The sequence below is a fragment of the Leisingera sp. S132 genome (assembly GCF_025144465.1).
GTDB lineage: Bacteria > Pseudomonadota > Alphaproteobacteria > Rhodobacterales > Rhodobacteraceae > Leisingera.
The window spans coordinates 54,899-72,150 of record NZ_CP083554.1; the positions used below are offsets into that span (position 1 = coordinate 54,899).

A 17,252-nucleotide genomic window follows, 5' to 3' on the forward strand; every position below is an offset into this window, starting at 1 on the left:
AGAATGCGGCGCAGATGTTAATTTGCCGCTTACGGCGCAGGGGCTCTGCCGCATTTCGCAGCAGATTCCTGCCAAAACCTGCTGCGATCCGGCGTCACTTTCTGAAGGCCGGGTAAAGATGCGGCCACAGGTTGTTTCAGACGCTGAAAATACGCTTGGTCTCAAGCTGCCGGGTGATTCTCCGACCGTCAGAACACAGATAAAAATTGATCGGATTTCTGCCGCGAAAATTCCGGCCGTCTCCTTATGAATCCCCCTCTGCGCGGGCGTGGCGGCAATCAAATGTTAAGGCCCGCCCCCTAAGAATTGCCTCATCGAACTCGAACTGATCGCCGACAACGGGGGTGCGAATCGCCGACAATGACTACGGAAACGCAAAAGCATAATCTGGATCTGCCGAACGCCTTCGCGGAGCTGGATCCGCTGATCGCCTTCCTGCAAGGGGCCCGCGCCAAGGCGGTCGAAATCGACTGCAGCGGTGTCGCCCTGATGCCCTCGCGCTGCTTGCAGCTTCTGCTTGGTGCAGAGCAGCAATGGCGGTCCGAGGGGGTGGGCTTCGCAGTCACCAATATCACCGAATCCTGCCGCAAGTCCCTGACGCTTCTGGGGCTGGAGCCCAACCGTTTTGAAGACGAGGAAACAGCATGAAAACCAAAGTTCTGGCAATCGACGATTCCCGCACGATCAGGAATCTTCTGGCCGCGACCCTGGAAGAAGCGGGTTTTGAATACCATTGCGCGGTTGATGGCCGCGAGGGTGTGGACATGTACCCCGACGTGGATCCCGATGTGGTGATCACTGACATCAACATGCCCAACCTGGACGGGTTCGGCGTGATCGAGGAGCTGCGCGGCACCGGCATCAATTCCAAGGTGCCGATCCTGGTTCTGACCACCGAAAGCGCGCCTGAACTGAAGGCCCGCGCCCGCGGTGCAGGCGCCACCGGCTGGATCACCAAGCCGTTTGACGATGCCTCGCTGATTTTTGCGCTCAAGCGCGTGACCGGAGCCGCGGCCTAAGATGTCGGGGTCTATTCAGGATACCTTCTTTGAGGAGTGCGAAGAACTCCTTGAAGCAACGGATGAGGGTCTGACCGCCATCGAAGGAGGCGATCACGATTCTGAGGTGGTCAATGCGATCTTCCGCGCCGTGCACTCGATCAAGGGTGGCGCGGGGGCCTTTGGCCTCGATGATCTGGTGGCTTTCGCCCACCGGTTCGAAACCGTTTTTGACGAAGTGCGGTCCAACCGGCTGGAGCTGGACGAGAAGCTGATCCAGCTGCTGCTGCGCTCCAGCGATCAACTGTCAGCACTGGTCGAGGCTGCCCGGGACGGCGGCGAAATAGACGAAGCGCACAATGATACGCTGTTGGCGGCGCTGGATGAATACATTCCGGAAGAAGAGGAAGACCTCACCTTCGAGCCGATGGGGCTCGGCGGCCCGGCGCCCATGATGGATCTGGGCGATCTGGGCGGCGCTCCGGCGGAACCGCAGGAAGAGACCTACCGGATCCGCTTCCAGCCGCTGAAGGAAATGTATGGCACCGGCAACGAGCCGTTCTTCCTGTTCCAGGCGCTCAAGGATCTGGGTGAGCTGACCGTCACAATGGACGAGAATGAGCTGCCCGGTTTTGATGCCATGGACATGGGCGAAGCCTATCTGGCCTGGGATCTGGTGCTGGTCACCAAGGAGACGCGTTCGAAGGTTGAGGCCGTGTTCGAATTCGTCGAGGGCCTGTGCGAGCTGTCGATCAACGGTGATGGCGATGCTGAGGCGGAAGCCAATGCGTTGGCCGCGCTGGATGCGATGTTCGCTGCACCGCCAGCCGCAGATGCCGCAGCTGCCCCTGAGGGGGAGGCGCCTGCAGCCCCTTTTGAGCCGCCGGTCCCCGCACCTGAACCCGAAGCCAAGCCGGCAGTTGCCGAAGAAAAGGCCTCGGCCCCGAAAGCCGAGAGCGGCAAGCAGGAGCAGCGCGGCGGTCCCAAGCCGACGCTCCGCGTCGAGCTCGAGCGGGTGGACCGGCTGATCAACGCTGTCGGGGAGCTTATCATCAACCATTCGATGCTGGCCCAGCAGATCGCCAATCTCAATGTTTCGGATACCCGCGACGTCGAGACTGAGCTGGAGGGTTTCAAGAACCTGGCACGCGACATCCAGGAGGGCGTCATGGCCATCCGCGCGCAGCCTGTGAAGCCGCTGTTCCAGCGCATGGCCCGGATCGTCCGCGAGGCTTCGGCCGCCACCGGCAAGACCTGCAAGCTGGTCACCGAAGGCGAAAACACCGAGGTCGACAAGACAGTCATCGAAAGGCTGTCCGACCCGCTGACGCATATCCTGCGCAATGCGGTCGACCACGGTGTGGAGAAGCCCGACGACCGGGAAGCGGCCGGGAAGTCCAAGGTCGGTGAAATCCGGCTGTCTGCCTCCCACCGGTCCGGCAGCGTCTGCATCGAAATCAAGGACGACGGCGCCGGTGTGAACCGCCCGCGTGTGAAACAGATTGCGATCGAGAAGGGGCTGATCCCGGAAAACGCCGAACTGACCGATGGCGAGATCGACAACCTGCTGTTTGCACCGGGTTTCTCGACAGCCAAGGAGATCTCCAATCTCTCCGGCCGCGGCGTTGGCATGGACGTGGTGAAAAATGCGGTGACCGGCCTCGGCGGGCGCATCAACATCTCATCCTCGCCCGGCAAAGGCTCCACCTTCACCATCATCCTGCCGCTGACGCTTGCAGTGATGGACGGCATGGTGGTGTCCGTGGCTGATCAGACCATGGTGGTGCCGATCACCTCGATCGTCGAAACCATGCGCGGCAGCGACGATATGATCAACAGCCTGGGGGCCGACGGCACCCTGCTGTCGATCCGCGGCAACTTCGTGCCGATCTGCGATGTCGCCGGCGCCCTGGGCCTGTACCGTGAAAGCGATCAGCAGGCCGGTGTCTACCTCTTGGTGGAAACCGAAACCGGCCAGCGCTGCGCCTTGGCAGTGGATGACATCCACGATCAGCGCCAGGTGGTGATCAAAAGCCTGGACGGCGTTTGCGGGGAAATCCCCGGCGTCGCCGCGGCAACCATTCTTGGCGATGGTAAAATCGCCATGATCCTGGACCCTGAAAGCATCATTGCGGCCTCGCCTACTGCGGCCGCCTTTGACACCGAGCGGAGAATGAGCAATGCAAGCTGAAGCGAAGCAAACCGATCAGGAAGTGAGACACGCTGAACACAGCGAGTTTGTCAGCTTCACCGTGGCCGGACAGGCGTTCTGCCTGAAGATCACCCAGATCCGGGAAATCCGGCGCTGGTCTCCGGTGACCATCCTGCCGCATGCCCCGGCCGACGTGCTGGGGGTTATGAACCTGCGCGGCGCGGTGATCCCGATCTATGATCTCTCCGCCCGTTTCGGCCTGCAGCAGACCGAAGCCAGCGAGCGCAATGTGGTCATTGTTGTCTCCGTTCACGGAAAACCGGTCGGCCTGCTGGCGGAATCGGTCTCCGAGATCATCTCGATCAACCCGGACGACATCCAGGACACCCCGCCGGTGGATAGCCGCAACACGATGGAGTACATCCAGGGTATCATCTCCCATGATGACACCATGGTGCGCATCATCAATCTTGATGCGGTGATCTCGGCTCCGGAGCAGGTGATGCCGTGAGCGCTGAAGGTACCATCACTCCCAATGCGGACAGCTTTTCGCTGTCGGACCAGGAATTCGAAGCCATTGCGCAGTTCGCGCATAAACACTTCGGCCTGGCCATGGCGGCCAGCAAAAAGCCCCTGGTGTCGTCGCGCCTGGCCCGCAAGCTGCGCCAGCGCAATATCACCAACTTCAAGGACTACCTTGCCAGCCTGGACGGCCCCAATGCCGACGAGGAGCGCAGCGGGCTGCTGTCGCTGCTGACCACAAATGTGACCCATTTCTTCCGGGAGCCGCATCACTTCGAAACCCTGCGCAATGACGTGCTGCCGCCGCTGGTGGAACAGGCGCGGCGCGGCGGCCGGGTGCGGCTGTGGTCGGCCGGCTGTTCCAACGGGCAGGAGCCTTACTCGATTGCGATGACGCTGCTGGATGTGTGCCCGGAGGCCGCAAAGCTCGACATCAAGATCCTGGGCACCGACATCGACCCGGTGGTTGTGCGCCATGCGCAGGCCGCCAAATACCCTGAGGACGAACTGGCCCAGATCGATGCCAAATACAGCAAGCTGGTGCCGAAACGCGATCCGGACGGGCGGCTGCCGGACAGCCTGCGCAAGCTGATCACTTTCGGGGTGCTGAACCTGATTGAACCGTTTCCCTTCAAGGGAAAGTTCGATGCGATTTTCTGCCGGAACGTTGCGATCTATTTCGACAACCCGACCCAGCAGAAAGTCTGGAGCGCCTTCCAGAACGCCCTGAACCCGGGCGGTACCCTCTTCATCGGTCACTCCGAGCGCATGTCAGGCCCGGCTGCGCAGCACCTGAAGACGGCCGGGATCACCACTTACGTCAACTCACCCGCTGGCAGGTAACCCTGGCCGCGGCTGCAAGCAGAGCAGAAGGAAAGAACAATGAGCTTGAAAGACTCTCTCCGCGTCATGGTTGTTGACGATATGTCGACGAGCCGGGGGATCATCACACAAAGCCTGGATGAAATCGGCATCAAGAACTACATGGTCGAAAATTCCGGCCAGGGCGCCTATCAGAAGCTGACCCAGACCCCGGTTCACCTGGTGCTGTCCGATTACAACATGCCTGGCATGGACGGCCTGGGTCTGCTGAAAGCGCTGCGCAGCCATCAGGTAACCCAGCGCGTGGGTTTCATCCTGGTGACCGGCAAGCCGACACCGGAGATCATCCAGGTTGGCAAGCAGATCGGCCTGAACAACATCGTCCGCAAACCCTTCACGGTGGCGACCATGAAGCAGGCTATCGAACAGGTCGTCGGGCGGCTCTGATCATGGAGCATCCCGACAAAGCCCTAGGCGAACTCTGTGCCGCTTCGGCCTGGGAAATGGAGCAGCTGCGCAGCCAGATGCAAGCGCTGGAGGACGTCGTCCTCGACGTGCTGGAACGGGGCACGGCCCCGACCAGCCAGGAGCTGCGCTCGCTGCAGGACTTTGACCTGGTGATCCAGACCCTGTCGGGCCTCTCCGGGTTCTACAGGCGCGTGCAGGCCCAGGTCGATGAAGCAGGACCGGCAGATCTCCCGGCTGCCGCCGCTGGGGTCACACTTGAAAAGCTGCGTGACCGGCTCCGCTCCGCCGGCAGCATGGCCAGCACCTGAAGTTTTTCTGCCCCGCCCGGAAACCGGCGGGGCACACACCTGCGGCAAATTTGCTTTCTCTTTGCCCCCGCAAGCGGGTACATTGGGAAAAAGCAAAATTCGCGAGCCCGGGTACCCGCATGTCCTTTCTTTTCAAACCGTTGATTTTCGCACTGTGCCTGCTCACCGCTGCTGGCGCACAGGCTGCAAGCGACCGCATCGCTCTGGTCATCGGCGTGGCGGACTACCAGTATCTACCGCCGCTTGAAAACACCCGCAACGATGCCGTCGCCATGGCCGACACGCTGGAGGGCATCGGGTTTGATGTGAGCCTGGCACTGGATCCCGGCACCTCCGAAATGGCGCAGATGCTCGATGATTTTGCCTTCCGCTCGGAAGTTGCCGATCTGGCGCTGGTTTATTTTGCCGGCCACGGGATTGAGGTTCAGGGGGAGAACTTTCTGATCCCCGCCGACGCTAAGGTGGCCAGCAACCTTGATGTGCAGCGGCAGTCACTGTCGCTGAAACAGCTGCTGAATGCGGTCGACCGGGCACGCAAGATGCGGATCGTGATCCTGGACAGCTGCCGCGACAACCCGCTTGGGGATTCCATCGCGCTGGAGGCAAGCAGCAGCCAGACAACCGAGACCACGGAAACCACCCGCGGCGGCGGCGGCATGGCGCCTGCCGACCCGGACCGCGGCACCCTGGTGGCTTTTGCCGCCAAGGACGGCCAGGTGGCGCTGGACGGCAGCGGCAGCAACTCGCCTTATGCCACCGCGCTGATGGAAAAGATGGTGCAGCCGGGGCTGGAGATCAGCCTGATGTTCCGCCAGGTGCGCGACCAGGTGCTGCAAAGCACCTCGAACCTGCAGGAACCGCACACCTATGGCTCGCTGACCGGTGTGCCCTTCTATCTGGCTGGCCCCGGTGCGAATGACGCGCCAGTTTCGGTGGCGGATGCGTCCGCTGCCTGGGCTGCCTTGAAGCCCGACCAGGAAGAACAGCTGCTGGCATTGGCCGAACTCGGCGACACCCGCTCGATGCTGGGCCTCGCCTATATCCGCCTGAACCCGAACCAGGGCCGTTTCGACCCCAAGGCTGCAGTGGATTTCCTGCAGCGTGCGTCGGATGCCGGCTCGCCGGAGGCTCAATTCGAGCTCGCCAAGCTCTATGAGCGCGGAACCGGCGTTGATGCGGATCCCGCTAAAGCGCTGGAGCTTTACCAGGCTGCGGCCGCCCAGAATTTTGCCGACGCGATCAACGATCTCGGCTTCCTGCATTACCAGGGCGGCCTGGGCCTGCCAGCCGATCCGAAAAAGGCGCTGACGTTCTTTGAACGGGCTGCCGACCTGCGCCATCCGCAGGCCCAGTTCAATTTTGCGGCGCTGATTGATGACGGGCTGATCCCGTCGAAGGGTCCAGGGGATTCCGCCCATTACCTCTATGCTGCGCTGCGCAGCGGAAGTTCTGACGTGCTTGACCTGCTGAGCGAACGCCCGAATATGTTCACCGCCGAAACCCGCCGCGCCCTGCAGCAGAAATTGAAGGAGAACAACTTCTATGCCGGGGCAATTGACGGAGATTTCGGGCCCGGCACGCAGCGGGGCATCCGCCGGGCCTACGGGCTGGAGGGGTAGTTACGCTCCCCAAAGTCCGGCCTGCTCCGGGCTTTGATCCCTGCGCGGTTGCTCAATCTTATCTGTAGTCTGCCGCTCTGGGTCCTGGCAAATGGCCGGCTGCCTGCCTATAGCAGCCCGCCGGCGATCCATTCATCCAGCTGGCGGCGGCTGATTTCGAAATGCATGCTGTCCTCGCGCCGGAAACCGGCCCCCCAGACCCAGCCCTGATCGTAAAAGAAGTCCGCCATGATGGTGAGCCCCAGCTGGGTCTTGCCATCGGTGAAGTTGTCAAGCTTGCCGTCAATATTCAGATCCACCGCAAGGCCATAGCTGTGGGTGGACAGCGAATTGGTCGTGCCGCGGATCCGCCGCACGCACAGCGCTCCGGCGGTGTTGATGCGGGCATAGAGATCGGGATCCGCCTGACGGATGTTTTCAAACACCACCTTCAGGCTTTCGATAGCCGGGCGCAGCATGCTGACCCGGATCGGCCCGACCTGTTCGGTCACCAGCTTCTCCTTGAGAGCCGGGTTGGTCATCGGCTGGCAGGTGTCGTTCAGATCTTCCCGCGGACGGCCCAGCCTCTCGGTCAGGTATGAGCCGCCGGTGACCCGCAGGCCGCGGTTCACGTTCAGCCGGTCGGCGATCAGCACCACCTGGGCATAGTCCAGATCAGCTCCGCCGGTCTGGTTCCAGATTGCGGCCTCTCCGGCCGCGTCATCAGTGAAAGGGCTGCCGGCGCCTGCCCCTCCTGCCGGCAGGCTGGCGACTTCATTCTGCAGATCTGACATCCGGGCCTGGAGATCTTCGACCTGCTGGCGCAGCATCTCGATCTCGATCCGCGCGGTGGAATCAACGCCTCCGGCGCTTTGATAATCCTCTTCGCTCAGCAGCCAGCTAAGCCCGAACCAGACCGCCGGCGCCAGCACCAGGCCGGTCGCGATTATCACTGCTGGTAAAACCCGCATTTTTCCTCCTGGTCCGTTTGCGCCCATTTCAATCACTAGCCGCCGGGCAGTAAACCCCCTGTTTACAACTTGCCGGAAACACCGTGTTTTTTTCCCGTGCGCAGCCCTGCCCGCCATTGGCAGCCTGATAGTGCTGGTATAGACTGCCTGCAATGTTCAAACGGTAGGGGAGGGCGCAGAGCATGATCCGCCTGAAAGGTATTTTCACAAGTATTCTCGGCGCCGGCCTGATTTTGGCACCGATGGCGCAGGCGCAGTCGAACGGCGGCGAACTGTCGGTCGAGGAGATCACCGAAGCCTTCAAGAAACAGAAGACCCGCGGTCTGGTGATCGTGCCCAGCAGCACGGACGCAAGCCAGGACAGCACTCAGGAAGCCACAACCGTGGCCGCCGCGGCGGAGGAATATTCCCCCGTGGACCAGCAGGCGCAGATCAACATTCAGATCTCCTTTGATTTCGACAGCGCGGCCCTGCGCGCCGATCAGGAACCGAAGCTGGCCAACATGTGCGCGTCGATGAAAGCTTTGGATGGCACTGTCTTCCAGATCATCGGCCACACCGACAGCTCCGGCTCGGCAGCCTATAACGAGCGGCTGTCGCTCTTGCGCGCACAGGAAGTGCGCCGTCACCTGATCAGTTCCTGCGGCGTGCGCGAGGATATGCTGAAAGCGATCGGGATGGGTGAAACTGCACCGTACAATCAGGACAACACGCGCGCCGATGAAAACCGCCGCGTAGAATTTCAGGCTCTGGGCTGACAACAGCCCGGACCCGCGCCGGATAAGAGGCCAGGGAGACTTCCATGCTTGAATCGCGCCCTGGCGACTTGTTCCAGCCGGGTGATCTGCTCAACAACACCTACAGGATCGAATGCCTGCTGGGCCGCGGCGGCACGTCCGACGTGTACAAGGCGCGTTCGGAAATTTCTGGCAACCTGGTTGCCCTGAAGGTGCTGAAGCAGGAACTCGCCGCCAATGAGGATTTTACCGTCCTGATGGCGCGCGAGGAGAACATCCGTGAAATCCGCCATGCGGCGGTGGTGCGGTATTCTGAAAACCACCGCACGCCGGACGGCCACATCTACCTGCTGATGGATTATGTTGACGGCCCTGGCCTCGACAAGCGCCTGAAGCAGGGGCCGATGGCCGCCGAAGACCTGATGGTGATCTGCCGCCGGGTGGCCCAGGGCCTGCAGGCGGCCCACGCCCGCAATATCGTCCACCGCGACCTCAGCCCGGACAACATCATCCTGCGCGGCGGCGACCCGGCCGAAGCCGTGATCATCGACTTCGGCATCGCCAAGGACACCAACCCCGGCGCCCAGACCATTGTCGGGAATGAATTTGCCGGCAAGTACTCCTATGCCGCGCCGGAGCAGATGAGCGGTAATACAGACGCCCGCTCAGACATTTATTCGCTGGGCGCGCTCTTGCTTGCCAACTTCCGCGGCGCCGCGCCCAAGCTGGGCGCCAACCCGATGGAAGTTGTGGAAAACAAGCAGAAGCCGCTGGACACCGATGGTTTGCCTGAGCCGCTCAAGACCTTGATTGAACGGATGTGCGCACCGGATCCTGCGGACCGGTTCCAGAACGCAGGCGAAGTTCTGGCTTTCCTCGACAATCCCGACGGCGGCGGTCTGGACGATTTGCTGGATGCCCCGAACGAAGACGCCACCATCATTGTGCCGAAGGCCAGCAAGCCGGCCCCAGCTTCTCCGCCGGCCTCCAAGCCCGCGCCGGACAAAGCAAGGAAGAACGGCGGCGGCGGGCTCTGGGCAGCGCTGGCCATTCTTCTGCTGCTGGGCGGCGGCGGTGCGGGTGCCTATTTCGGCGGTTTCCTCGACAGTGTTCTGGACCCCGGCTACCCGGAAGTGCGCCCCTATTCCTTCATTGCCGAGAAACCCGCCGATGGCCCGGTCGAAATTGTCGGGAATGTGCCGTCTGAGACGGTGCGGGATGCGCTGCTGGCGGTGTCTCAGGATGCCGACCTCACTTTGGCATCCGGCGCGATTGCCGACACCTGGGGCGCCGACGTTCTGGATACCGTAAGGCCGCTGGAAGGCCTGCGCGAATGGCGTCTGGTCATCAGCAACAACAAGGCCCGGCTGACCGGCACCACGGATGACACCAACGTGGCGGAGATGCTGAACGAGCTGTTCCGCAACGGATTGCCCGGGGCCTTGGAGGGCAATGCCGAAATCCGCTTTGAGCTGCCGGTGCTGCCGGTTGCAGAGGTCAAGGCAATCATGGACAGCTTTGCGGATTGCGGGCCGCTGGCGCGCCAGGGCAATGGCCATTTCGACGGCTACGGCCCCGCTGACCCGATCCTGATCAGCGGCCGGGTTGCCAGCACCGCTACCCGGCTGGAACTGTTCGATGCGCTGCGTGCGCTGGCCCATGAACGTCAGGTGGTCCTGGATGTCGAAGTGCTGAATGACTCGCTCTGCGTGGTTGAACAGCACCTGCCCAAAGCCCCGCCCGGCGGCGCCGCAGTGGAATTCGCCGTCGGTGGCGACACTGTGGAACCCAACCCGTCCGGCCGCTTCTTTGTTGGCGAAAACCCGGTGATCGACGTGGTGCTGCCGGATGACGTGACCGACGGGTATCTGACCGTCTCGATCCTTGATGTATCGGGCAATGTGTTCCACCTTCTGCCCAATATCTCGCGCGAGGACAACGCTGTTTCCAGCCTCCGCGGCGGTGAAACCGGGGATGTCCCTGTGCGGGTCGCATACAGCCTGGAAGAGTCCGCCGCCAACGGCGGCATCGCCTTTAAGGTCGACGACAGCACTCTGGGCAAAAGCAAGGTTCTGGTGCTGCATTCCGCAGAGCCTTTGTTTGACGGCATGCGCCCGACCTCGGAAAGCGCGGTGGGGTTTGCGGAGGCGCTGAAGGCCAGCTACGAGGCGGATTCGAGCCGCATCCGGTCTCTCGACAGCCGCGTCCTGGTCACTGCCAAGCCCTGAGAAGGGGCCGGAATTTTAGAAAATTCCGGCTCGGAAAGCACAAGTTTTCCGGGCCGTTTTCCGCACCGGAAAACGGCGGCCTTACAGAACGTCGATCACTACGGCGGTTATGTTGTCCGCCCCGCCGCCGGTCAGAGCAATCTGGATCAGCTGATCCCCCACCGTTTCCAGGGGCGCGCTGCCCAGCACATCCTCCAGGATCTGGAATGTGGCGTATTTGGTCAGCCCGTCCGAGCAAACCAGGAACCGGTCGCCGGGCTCCGTGCCGCCGCGGATCTTGTCGATCTCCAGCTCGTCCCCGACCCCCACGGCTCGGGTGATGGCGTTGGAATGCGGGTGCTGTTCGGCTTCGTCCCAGGTCATCTTGCCCGCCAGCACATATTCCGCCACGGCGGAATGATCCTCTGTCAGCATCTCGATATGGCCATCGCGCAGCCGGTAGATCCGGCTGTCCCCGGCCCAGAGACCGACAAAATGCTGGTTCGCCATGATCAGCGCAGCAACGGTCGACCCGATGGTGCCGCCGCCGCGGGCGGCGGCCTCGGCCCGGATCGCCTTATGGGCATTCTGAATCGCCTCGCGCAGCGCATGCATCCGCGCCGCCGGGTCCAGGCCCAGCGGGATCATCGCCACCGCATCGGCGATCAGCCGGCTGGCAAAATCGCCCGCATCATGACCGCCCATGCCATCGGCCACCAGCCAGATATCATGCTCCGGCAGCGCCAGTACGGAATCTTCATTGACCTTGCGCTTGAGCCCCACATGGGTCTGCGCGGAATAACGGTATTTGCGCAGCTGGTTCATCATGCCGTCTCAACCCCGGCCCACACCGGCGCGCCAAGATCGAACAATCCCAAAGCCACGGCACCATGCGGCAGCCCCTTGCACGCCAGCGTCCGGGGCACGCCGTCAAGCACCGCAGTCCACAGGCTGCAGCCAGCCAGGCGCGGGTCCAATGCCTTCAGCCGCTCCGGACCCAGCGGCCCGGCCATCACCACATCCATTGCCGCCGGCTGAACGCCCTCGGGCACTGGCATCGATGCAAGCCGTTCAGCCAAGCGGTCTCTGGTCATGGTGTCCTCCAATGCATCCAGCGCCAAATCCTCCAGCCCCTCAAACAGCGGCTCTGCGCCCCGATGATCCAGCCCCGCTTGACTGGCAGCGGGTCTCGCGGCAACCAAGGTCAGCGGAAACCGCCGCCCGACCCGGTCAACGGACGGCATCATCACCCCCCAGACCGGCGCTGCCCCGGCCAGACCGGCTGGCAGGGAAAACCGCCAGATCGGCGCACTCATGTAATGCGCGTCAAAACCCGCGCCATAGGCACCCTTGCCATCCAGCATAACCTGCTGCAGCCAGGCATCCCAGACCCGCACAAAACCGCCGGGTGTGTTCAGCCGGAAAAAATCCCCGGCCGACGGCATCTTTCCAAAGGCGCCGAACCCCGCCATCACATCGACTTCGGGCAGCTGAACTTCGCCATGGCCGGCAGGGCGAAGGGGTTGATCACGGACCCGGACTGCAGCTCGAACAGCGCCAGCCGCCCGCCGACGCGGAAGTTCACCCGCCGCCGGTCGGAGACATTGGTGCGCCGCACCTCCGCCGCGTCCAGCAGCCGGAACCAGGCCCAGGGCCCGTCCCGCGACAGCACATTTTCAGCGTCGCGTTTCTGCGGCAGCAGCGTCAGCCGCGCCAGCCCGACAGACCCCGGCCAGGTCACAGCCACCGGCGTCGGCGCGCCGGAGCGGTGGTTATAGGCCACCTTGGTGCCGTCGATCTCCAGCAGCACCTCCTTGGCCTTGGGGTCCAGCGCGTTGACGGTGATCTGAAAATTCACCGCCGGCTGCGCGCCGCCGGCAAAAAACGCTTCCTTGATCTCCGACGCATACTGCATCTGCTGCAGCACTGCGGGGCTGATGCCCAGATCCACGTCATTGACGCGCTTCCAGGTCCAGGGGCGGCTGCGGGTGTCGACGTATTTCAGCAGGTTTTCATTGAAGAAACTGTCGATCATCCCGTTCGGCGAGAACAGCTTGGCGAAATCTGCCATCGCCACATCGGCGCGCGCCGAGCGGTTGAACGGATAACGGTTGGCCAGCGCCTGCTCGCAGAACGGCAGCACCGCCGATTGCCAGCGCGCGTTGATCGAGGCTCGGGTGCCCTCCGAGGTGATCCCGGACGAGCCCGCCGACACCTGAGTTGCCCAGCGGGGCAGCGGCCCGCCCATGCGGCTGGCGGTTTGCTGGAACTGCAACAGAGCCTGGCCGCTCTCGCCGCCGTTCGCAACGCCAGAGAAGGACATCTTGTTCAGCTCCTGATAGACCAGCTGCAGCTGCCCCATCAGGTCATCCAGCTGCGACGGCTGGCCTTCGGGGCGGTTGACCAGGTCATACAGCCACTGGAACCGTTCCTGCACATAGGCGCCCGGCGGCTTGGCCGCCTGGCCGGGCGCATTTTCGGCAGAGCCGACCAGCGCCTCCAGCAGGATCTGGCCCTGGATCGACAGGTTCGTACGCGCCTCGATCGCAGCCACGTTCTGGGCACCCGCAGCAAGCGTGCCCGCATCCAGAAGCGACTTGTCCTCATTCAGCCGGGTTTCGTTGCTGACGTCGGTCAGAATATTGACGATCGGTGAGGTCGGCCCGGACAGAACATTGGTAACTTCCACTGCATGGGACAGCGATTCCAGCGGCACAATGTCGATATCGCCCAGGATCTGGTCATAGCGGCTGATGTAGTCGTTGTAGTAGAGATCCAGCACATCGCGGCTGAGCTTCAGCAGCACTGCCTCGTTCTGCGCCGCCTCGCTCTGCTCACCCAGCACCCAGGCCTCCCGGTGAACCCGCTCCGCAACGCTGACTGCTTCCGGCAGGAACACGTTGTGGAAGCCGTCATAGGTAAAGATGCCCTCGATCCCGTCGTTCAACGGCTTGCCGGAACTCCTGACCAGCACCCGCTTGACCGACGGCCCGCCCACATCGGTGATCCGCCATTTCGGCAGTGCAGTCGCCTGCTGCGAGTTCAGGATGCCGTTATAGACCCGCTGGGCCAGCGGCATCTCCGACAGGATGTTCTGTGCCTGGGCGATCAGCGGGCCGTTCAGGGCGATCTCCTCCATCGGCTGTGACAGCAACGCCGTCAAATGGTCCATCAGGTCGGCGCGCAGCTGATTGCGGGCGATGCCGGGATAGGCAATGTTTTCCCAGTCAAGGCGCATCCACTCTTTGACCAGATCGGGGTTCATCGGCCCCTGCAGGCCCAGCATCAGGTAGATCTTCAGCGCTTCATACAGGGTGTCGGGGTTGTTCATATTCCCTTCGATCTGCTGCTCCAGCCGCACCAGCAGCCGCGGCAGCAAGCGCCGGTTCAGCGCCCCCCGGTAGGTCTGCGCCGCCTGGGTGCCGATCACCTCGCCCTGATACAGGCCATAGGTCATGGCACCCTCAGGCTCCGGGTCAGCCAGAACCGGATTGCCCGGCATGTCGCGCAAACTGTTCAGCGCCGCCGACACCGGCACCAGGTCGGTATCGCCAACCGGGCTCGGCGGCAGCTCAGCCGCGGCGGCCTGATAAGCCGCGACCTGGCCTTCAGCCTGGGCAATCAGATCAGTGTTCTTGAGGTAGGAGCGCACCCAAAGCCCCCCCATCGCAATCGCAACCAGCACAGTGGCCGCTATCGCAATCCGCCGCGTCCAGCGATAGCGGCGTTCGACCTTGTCGTCCGCCGACACCAGCCCGGCCTCCGGGAACATCACGCTTTCGAACAGCCGGGTCAGGAAGAAGCTGCGCCCGGTCCCCTGCCCGGTTCCAATCGCCTGGCGGCCGATGCCAAAGGTCTGCGCCATGCCCAGCATCAGGCGGTCGATCGGCGTGCCTTCCTGGGTGCCGGAGGTGAAATAAACCCCGCGCAGCATCTGGCGCTGCTCATAGCGGTTGTCCTGGAACACCTCCATCAGGAACTCGCGCGCCACCCTGCGCATCGAGGCGACCTGCGCCGGGAAGCCGGCAATCAGCGCCCGGCGCTGATGGTCGGTCTCGGTCTGCATCTTCTCCAGCAGCTGCGCGTTGATCTGCCCCAGCAGCAGGCCGAATTCCTCGTCGAACCCGGCAATAGGCGGCTGTTCCTTCTTGCCCTTGGGCAAGGGCAGCGTGAAGCCCCAGACCTGCTCGCGGTCCTCCTTGCCCAAAGAGTCATGAAACTCCTGGAAGCCGGCAATCAGGTCGGCCTTGGTGAACAGCACATAAACCGGGAAGCGCACGCCTAGTTTCTCGCGCAGCTCCGCCAGGCGGCGGCGCACGGCGGCGGCGTGGCTTTTCTGGGTGATCTCATCCTGCAAGGACAGATCCGACAGAGAGATCGCAATGATCGCCCCGTTGATCGGCTGCCGCTTGCGGTATTTCTTGAGCAGCCCCAGGAAACCCAGCCAGGCCGCATTGTCGGCCTCGGCATCGCTCTCCTGCGTGGTATAGCGCCCGGCGGTATCGATCAGCACCGCCTCATTGGTGAACCACCAGTCGCAGTTGCGGGTGCCGCCAACACCGCCAATGGCGGCCTTGCCCATCTTCTCGGCCAGCGGGAACTGCAGGCCGGAGTTCACAATGGCCGTTGTCTTGCCCGCACCCGGCGGGCCGATCATGATGTACCACGGCAGATCGTTCAGGTGGCGCCGCCCGCCCTTGGACTTGCGCAGCTCCTTCATCGCGTCCTTGAACTTGCCGCGCAGCTCGCCGATTTCCTCGGACAAGACATCATCTTCCGAGGTATCAACGGCCTCCGCCATCTCCTCGGTCATCTCCTTGTCCTTGCGGCGGCGGCGCCAGAAGATGATGCCGACGGTGATGAAATACAGCAGGAAGATCACCCCGATGGCGATCAGCCGCGCCATCACGCCGTCAAACGGGCGCCAGCTGTCAGTGCCGATGAACGGTGCAAAATACCACACGCAGGCCGACAGCACCGCTGCCAGGATCAGCAGGACGGTGTAGATCGACCGGAACAGGGGAATGATATAGCGGCGGATCATCCTTCAACCTCCTGAACCAGCAGGATTTCGATCCTGCGGTTCTTGGCCCGCCCGGCGCGGGTGCTGTTGTCTGCAATCGGTTCCTTGTCGGCGCGGCCTTCCGCCGACAGCCGGTCCGGATCCTTCATCACGGCGGCCATGCCCGCCATCACCGATTTCGCCCGCGCCAGCGACAGCGCCATGTTGGACGGGAAGCGGGAGGAGCGGATCGGCACGTTGTCGGAATGCCCTGCCACGATGATCTTGCCCTTTTCGTCATTCAGCGCCTCGGCTACCCGGTTCACCGGGTTGCGGAACGCCTTGCTCAGCTGGTCCGAGCCGGAGCCGAACATGCCGGAGCCTGTCAGCCGGATGATGAGCGTGTTGCCCTTCTGGAAGACCTGCACGATGCCTTCCTTGATCTCAGGTTCCAGGAAGCCCGCAACCTTGGCCACCTGTTCCTCGGTGGTCGGCGCCAACGGCGGCGGCGGCGGCGGCGGTGCGCGCCGCTCCAGCTCTGCCTTGGGGCCGCTGTCCACGATTGTCAGCTGCCCGACCACGTTTTCGGTCTGGTTCGACAGCATCCAGCTGAGACCCAGAAACTGCAGCGCCAGAATGGCACAGGTCGCCGCCATGGTGATCCACACCAGCCGCCAGACCGACAGCGCCTTGAACGGTTTGACGATGCCTTCCCAATGCGGCGACAGATCGCGCTCGACGGGGCCGCGCTGGTTGCGGATGATCCGGGCCAGTGCGCCTCGGATCTGCAGGTGCTTTTCCGATCCGCCCTGCTCCACCCGCAGACGGCCCTCGAACCCCAGCGACAGGCACATATAGAGGAACTCGAGCATGTCGATATTGTTGCCCGGCTCTTTCTCAAGCCGCGCCAGCAGGTCATAAAACCGGTCGCCGCCCACCACCTCGCGGTGGAAGGTCGCCACCATCGACTGCAGCCCCCAGGCAGACTGCCCGCCCCAGGGCGTGTTCAGCACCACGTCATCCAGCGTCGCGCACAGCGCGTAACGCGCAACCTTGACCGTCTGCGCGGCAATACCTGCCTGCAGGGCGCGGTTCTCAAACGCGCGCACCTCTGCCACCACATTCTTGCGCAACCCGTCCGGGTCCATGTGCTGGGCCCGGTTGCGGATGCGCGAAATCAGCGCAAACAGGGTCGAGGCGCAGGCGGTCAGCTGGTTCATCCCCGTCAGCGCCATCTTCGGCGCCTTGGCCCCGCCCGGAGCAGCCTGCGGCCTGGGCGCGGCAGCCTGCGGCACCCCATAGGCATCCAGATCCGGATCCGCGGGCTGGTCCTGCACCGGCTGGGTCTGCTGCGGAACCTCCGGCTGCTGCATCGGCGTGGCCGGGCGCCGCCCGCCGGGGTTCGGCTTGATCACCGTCTTGTCGGTATCCCCCGGTTCAGCAAAGGGATCGTCATAATCAGCCATT

The 17,252-nt window shown here is 63.0% G+C and carries 15 protein-coding genes; 10 read left to right on the top strand and 5 right to left on the bottom strand.

Features of this window, described 5'->3' with window-relative positions:
• Positions 1–360: 360 nt before the first annotated feature.
• From K3725_RS19705 to K3725_RS19740, 8 genes are all read left to right on the top strand, one after another.
• The gene (locus K3725_RS19705; protein ID WP_039186441.1) at positions 361–648 is read left to right on the top strand and encodes an STAS domain-containing protein; all 288 of its coding nucleotides are present in this window, start codon (positions 361–363) and stop codon (positions 646–648) included.
• Entirely contained in the window at positions 645–1,019 is a 375-nt protein-coding gene (locus tag K3725_RS19710; protein WP_019297430.1) for a response regulator, read from the top strand. The genes K3725_RS19705 and K3725_RS19710 overlap by 4 nt, the downstream gene beginning before the upstream one ends.
• Before the next feature lies 1 nt (position 1,020).
• Complete coding sequence (locus tag K3725_RS19715) at positions 1,021–3,189, top strand: chemotaxis protein CheA (RefSeq protein WP_260018654.1); 2,169 nt, start codon at positions 1,021–1,023, stop codon at positions 3,187–3,189.
• Complete coding sequence (locus K3725_RS19720) at positions 3,179–3,661, top strand: chemotaxis protein CheW (protein WP_039186445.1); 483 nt, start codon at positions 3,179–3,181, stop codon at positions 3,659–3,661. Before K3725_RS19715 ends, K3725_RS19720 begins: the two co-directional genes overlap by 11 nt.
• Entirely contained in the window at positions 3,658–4,515 is an 858-nt protein-coding gene (locus K3725_RS19725) for a protein-glutamate O-methyltransferase CheR (protein WP_260018655.1), read from the top strand. The genes K3725_RS19720 and K3725_RS19725 overlap by 4 nt, the downstream gene beginning before the upstream one ends.
• 39 nt (positions 4,516–4,554) lie before the next feature.
• Positions 4,555–4,941 carry a response regulator gene (locus K3725_RS19730; protein WP_039152568.1) on the top strand — a complete coding sequence of 129 codons (387 nt, stop codon included), beginning with the start codon at positions 4,555–4,557 and terminating at the stop codon, positions 4,939–4,941.
• Between the two features lie 2 nt (positions 4,942–4,943).
• The gene (locus tag K3725_RS19735; protein ID WP_260018656.1) at positions 4,944–5,270 is read left to right on the top strand and encodes a hypothetical protein; all 327 of its coding nucleotides are present in this window, start codon (positions 4,944–4,946) and stop codon (positions 5,268–5,270) included.
• A gap of 119 nt (positions 5,271–5,389) precedes the next feature.
• A complete protein-coding gene (locus K3725_RS19740; RefSeq protein WP_260018657.1) occupies positions 5,390–6,889 on the top strand; it encodes a caspase family protein in 1,500 nt (499 codons plus the stop codon).
• A 107-nt stretch (positions 6,890–6,996) separates the two neighbouring features.
• Here K3725_RS19740 and K3725_RS19745 read toward each other — a convergent pair whose 3' ends face one another.
• Positions 6,997–7,839 (bottom strand): M15 family metallopeptidase, encoded by an 843-nt coding sequence (locus tag K3725_RS19745; RefSeq protein ID WP_260018658.1) that lies wholly within the window; start codon positions 7,837–7,839, stop codon positions 6,997–6,999.
• 182 nt (positions 7,840–8,021) lie between these two features.
• Between K3725_RS19745 and K3725_RS19750 the strand changes: the two genes are divergently transcribed.
• Positions 8,022–8,597, top strand: coding sequence for an OmpA family protein (locus K3725_RS19750; RefSeq protein ID WP_260018659.1), 576 nt, complete (start codon positions 8,022–8,024; stop codon positions 8,595–8,597).
• A 44-nt stretch (positions 8,598–8,641) separates the two neighbouring features.
• A complete protein-coding gene (locus tag K3725_RS19755) occupies positions 8,642–10,804 on the top strand; it encodes a serine/threonine protein kinase (RefSeq protein ID WP_260018660.1) in 2,163 nt (720 codons plus the stop codon).
• Positions 10,805–10,885: 81 nt separating this feature from the next.
• Here the strand turns inward: K3725_RS19755 and K3725_RS19760 are convergent, their stop codons facing one another.
• From K3725_RS19760 to icmH, 4 genes are read right to left on the bottom strand one after another with little or no spacing between them, the layout of a single operon-like run.
• Positions 10,886–11,608 carry a PP2C family serine/threonine-protein phosphatase gene (locus tag K3725_RS19760; RefSeq protein WP_260018735.1) on the bottom strand — a complete coding sequence of 241 codons (723 nt, stop codon included), beginning with the start codon at positions 11,606–11,608 and terminating at the stop codon, positions 10,886–10,888.
• On the bottom strand, positions 11,608–12,255 hold the full coding sequence (tagF, locus tag K3725_RS19765) for a type VI secretion system-associated protein TagF (RefSeq protein ID WP_260018661.1): 648 nt from the start codon (positions 12,253–12,255) through the stop codon (positions 11,608–11,610). Before tagF ends, K3725_RS19760 begins: the two co-directional genes overlap by 1 nt.
• Entirely contained in the window at positions 12,255–15,827 is a 3,573-nt protein-coding gene (gene tssM / locus K3725_RS19770; protein ID WP_260018662.1) for a type VI secretion system membrane subunit TssM, read from the bottom strand. The genes tagF and tssM overlap by 1 nt, the downstream gene beginning before the upstream one ends.
• Positions 15,824–17,251, bottom strand: coding sequence for a type IVB secretion system protein IcmH/DotU (gene icmH, locus K3725_RS19775; protein WP_260018663.1), 1,428 nt, complete (start codon positions 17,249–17,251; stop codon positions 15,824–15,826). Before icmH ends, tssM begins: the two co-directional genes overlap by 4 nt.
• Position 17,252 lies beyond the last annotated feature (1 nt).

What these genes read in the sequence shown, in the direction of transcription:
- K3725_RS19705 (WP_039186441.1), top strand. Translation starts at nt 361, where the DNA reads ATGACTACGGAAACGCAAAAGCATAATCTGGATCTGCCGAACGCCTTC.
- K3725_RS19710 (WP_019297430.1), top strand. Translation starts at nt 645, where the DNA reads ATGAAAACCAAAGTTCTGGCAATCGACGATTCCCGCACGATCAGGAAT.
- K3725_RS19715 (WP_260018654.1), top strand. Translation starts at nt 1,021, where the DNA reads ATGTCGGGGTCTATTCAGGATACCTTCTTTGAGGAGTGCGAAGAACTC.
- K3725_RS19720 (WP_039186445.1), top strand. Translation starts at nt 3,179, where the DNA reads ATGCAAGCTGAAGCGAAGCAAACCGATCAGGAAGTGAGACACGCTGAA.
- K3725_RS19730 (WP_039152568.1), top strand. Translation starts at nt 4,555, where the DNA reads ATGAGCTTGAAAGACTCTCTCCGCGTCATGGTTGTTGACGATATGTCG.
- K3725_RS19735 (WP_260018656.1), top strand. Translation starts at nt 4,944, where the DNA reads ATGGAGCATCCCGACAAAGCCCTAGGCGAACTCTGTGCCGCTTCGGCC.
- K3725_RS19740 (WP_260018657.1), top strand. Translation starts at nt 5,390, where the DNA reads ATGTCCTTTCTTTTCAAACCGTTGATTTTCGCACTGTGCCTGCTCACC.
- K3725_RS19745 (WP_260018658.1), bottom strand. Translation starts at nt 7,839, where the DNA reads ATGCGGGTTTTACCAGCAGTGATAATCGCGACCGGCCTGGTGCTGGCG.
- K3725_RS19750 (WP_260018659.1), top strand. Translation starts at nt 8,022, where the DNA reads ATGATCCGCCTGAAAGGTATTTTCACAAGTATTCTCGGCGCCGGCCTG.
- K3725_RS19755 (WP_260018660.1), top strand. Translation starts at nt 8,642, where the DNA reads ATGCTTGAATCGCGCCCTGGCGACTTGTTCCAGCCGGGTGATCTGCTC.
- K3725_RS19760 (WP_260018735.1), bottom strand. Translation starts at nt 11,608, where the DNA reads ATGAACCAGCTGCGCAAATACCGTTATTCCGCGCAGACCCATGTGGGG.
- tagF (WP_260018661.1), bottom strand. Translation starts at nt 12,255, where the DNA reads ATGGCGGGGTTCGGCGCCTTTGGAAAGATGCCGTCGGCCGGGGATTTT.
- tssM (WP_260018662.1), bottom strand. Translation starts at nt 15,827, where the DNA reads ATGATCCGCCGCTATATCATTCCCCTGTTCCGGTCGATCTACACCGTC.
- icmH (WP_260018663.1), bottom strand. Translation starts at nt 17,251, where the DNA reads ATGGCTGATTATGACGATCCCTTTGCTGAACCGGGGGATACCGACAAG.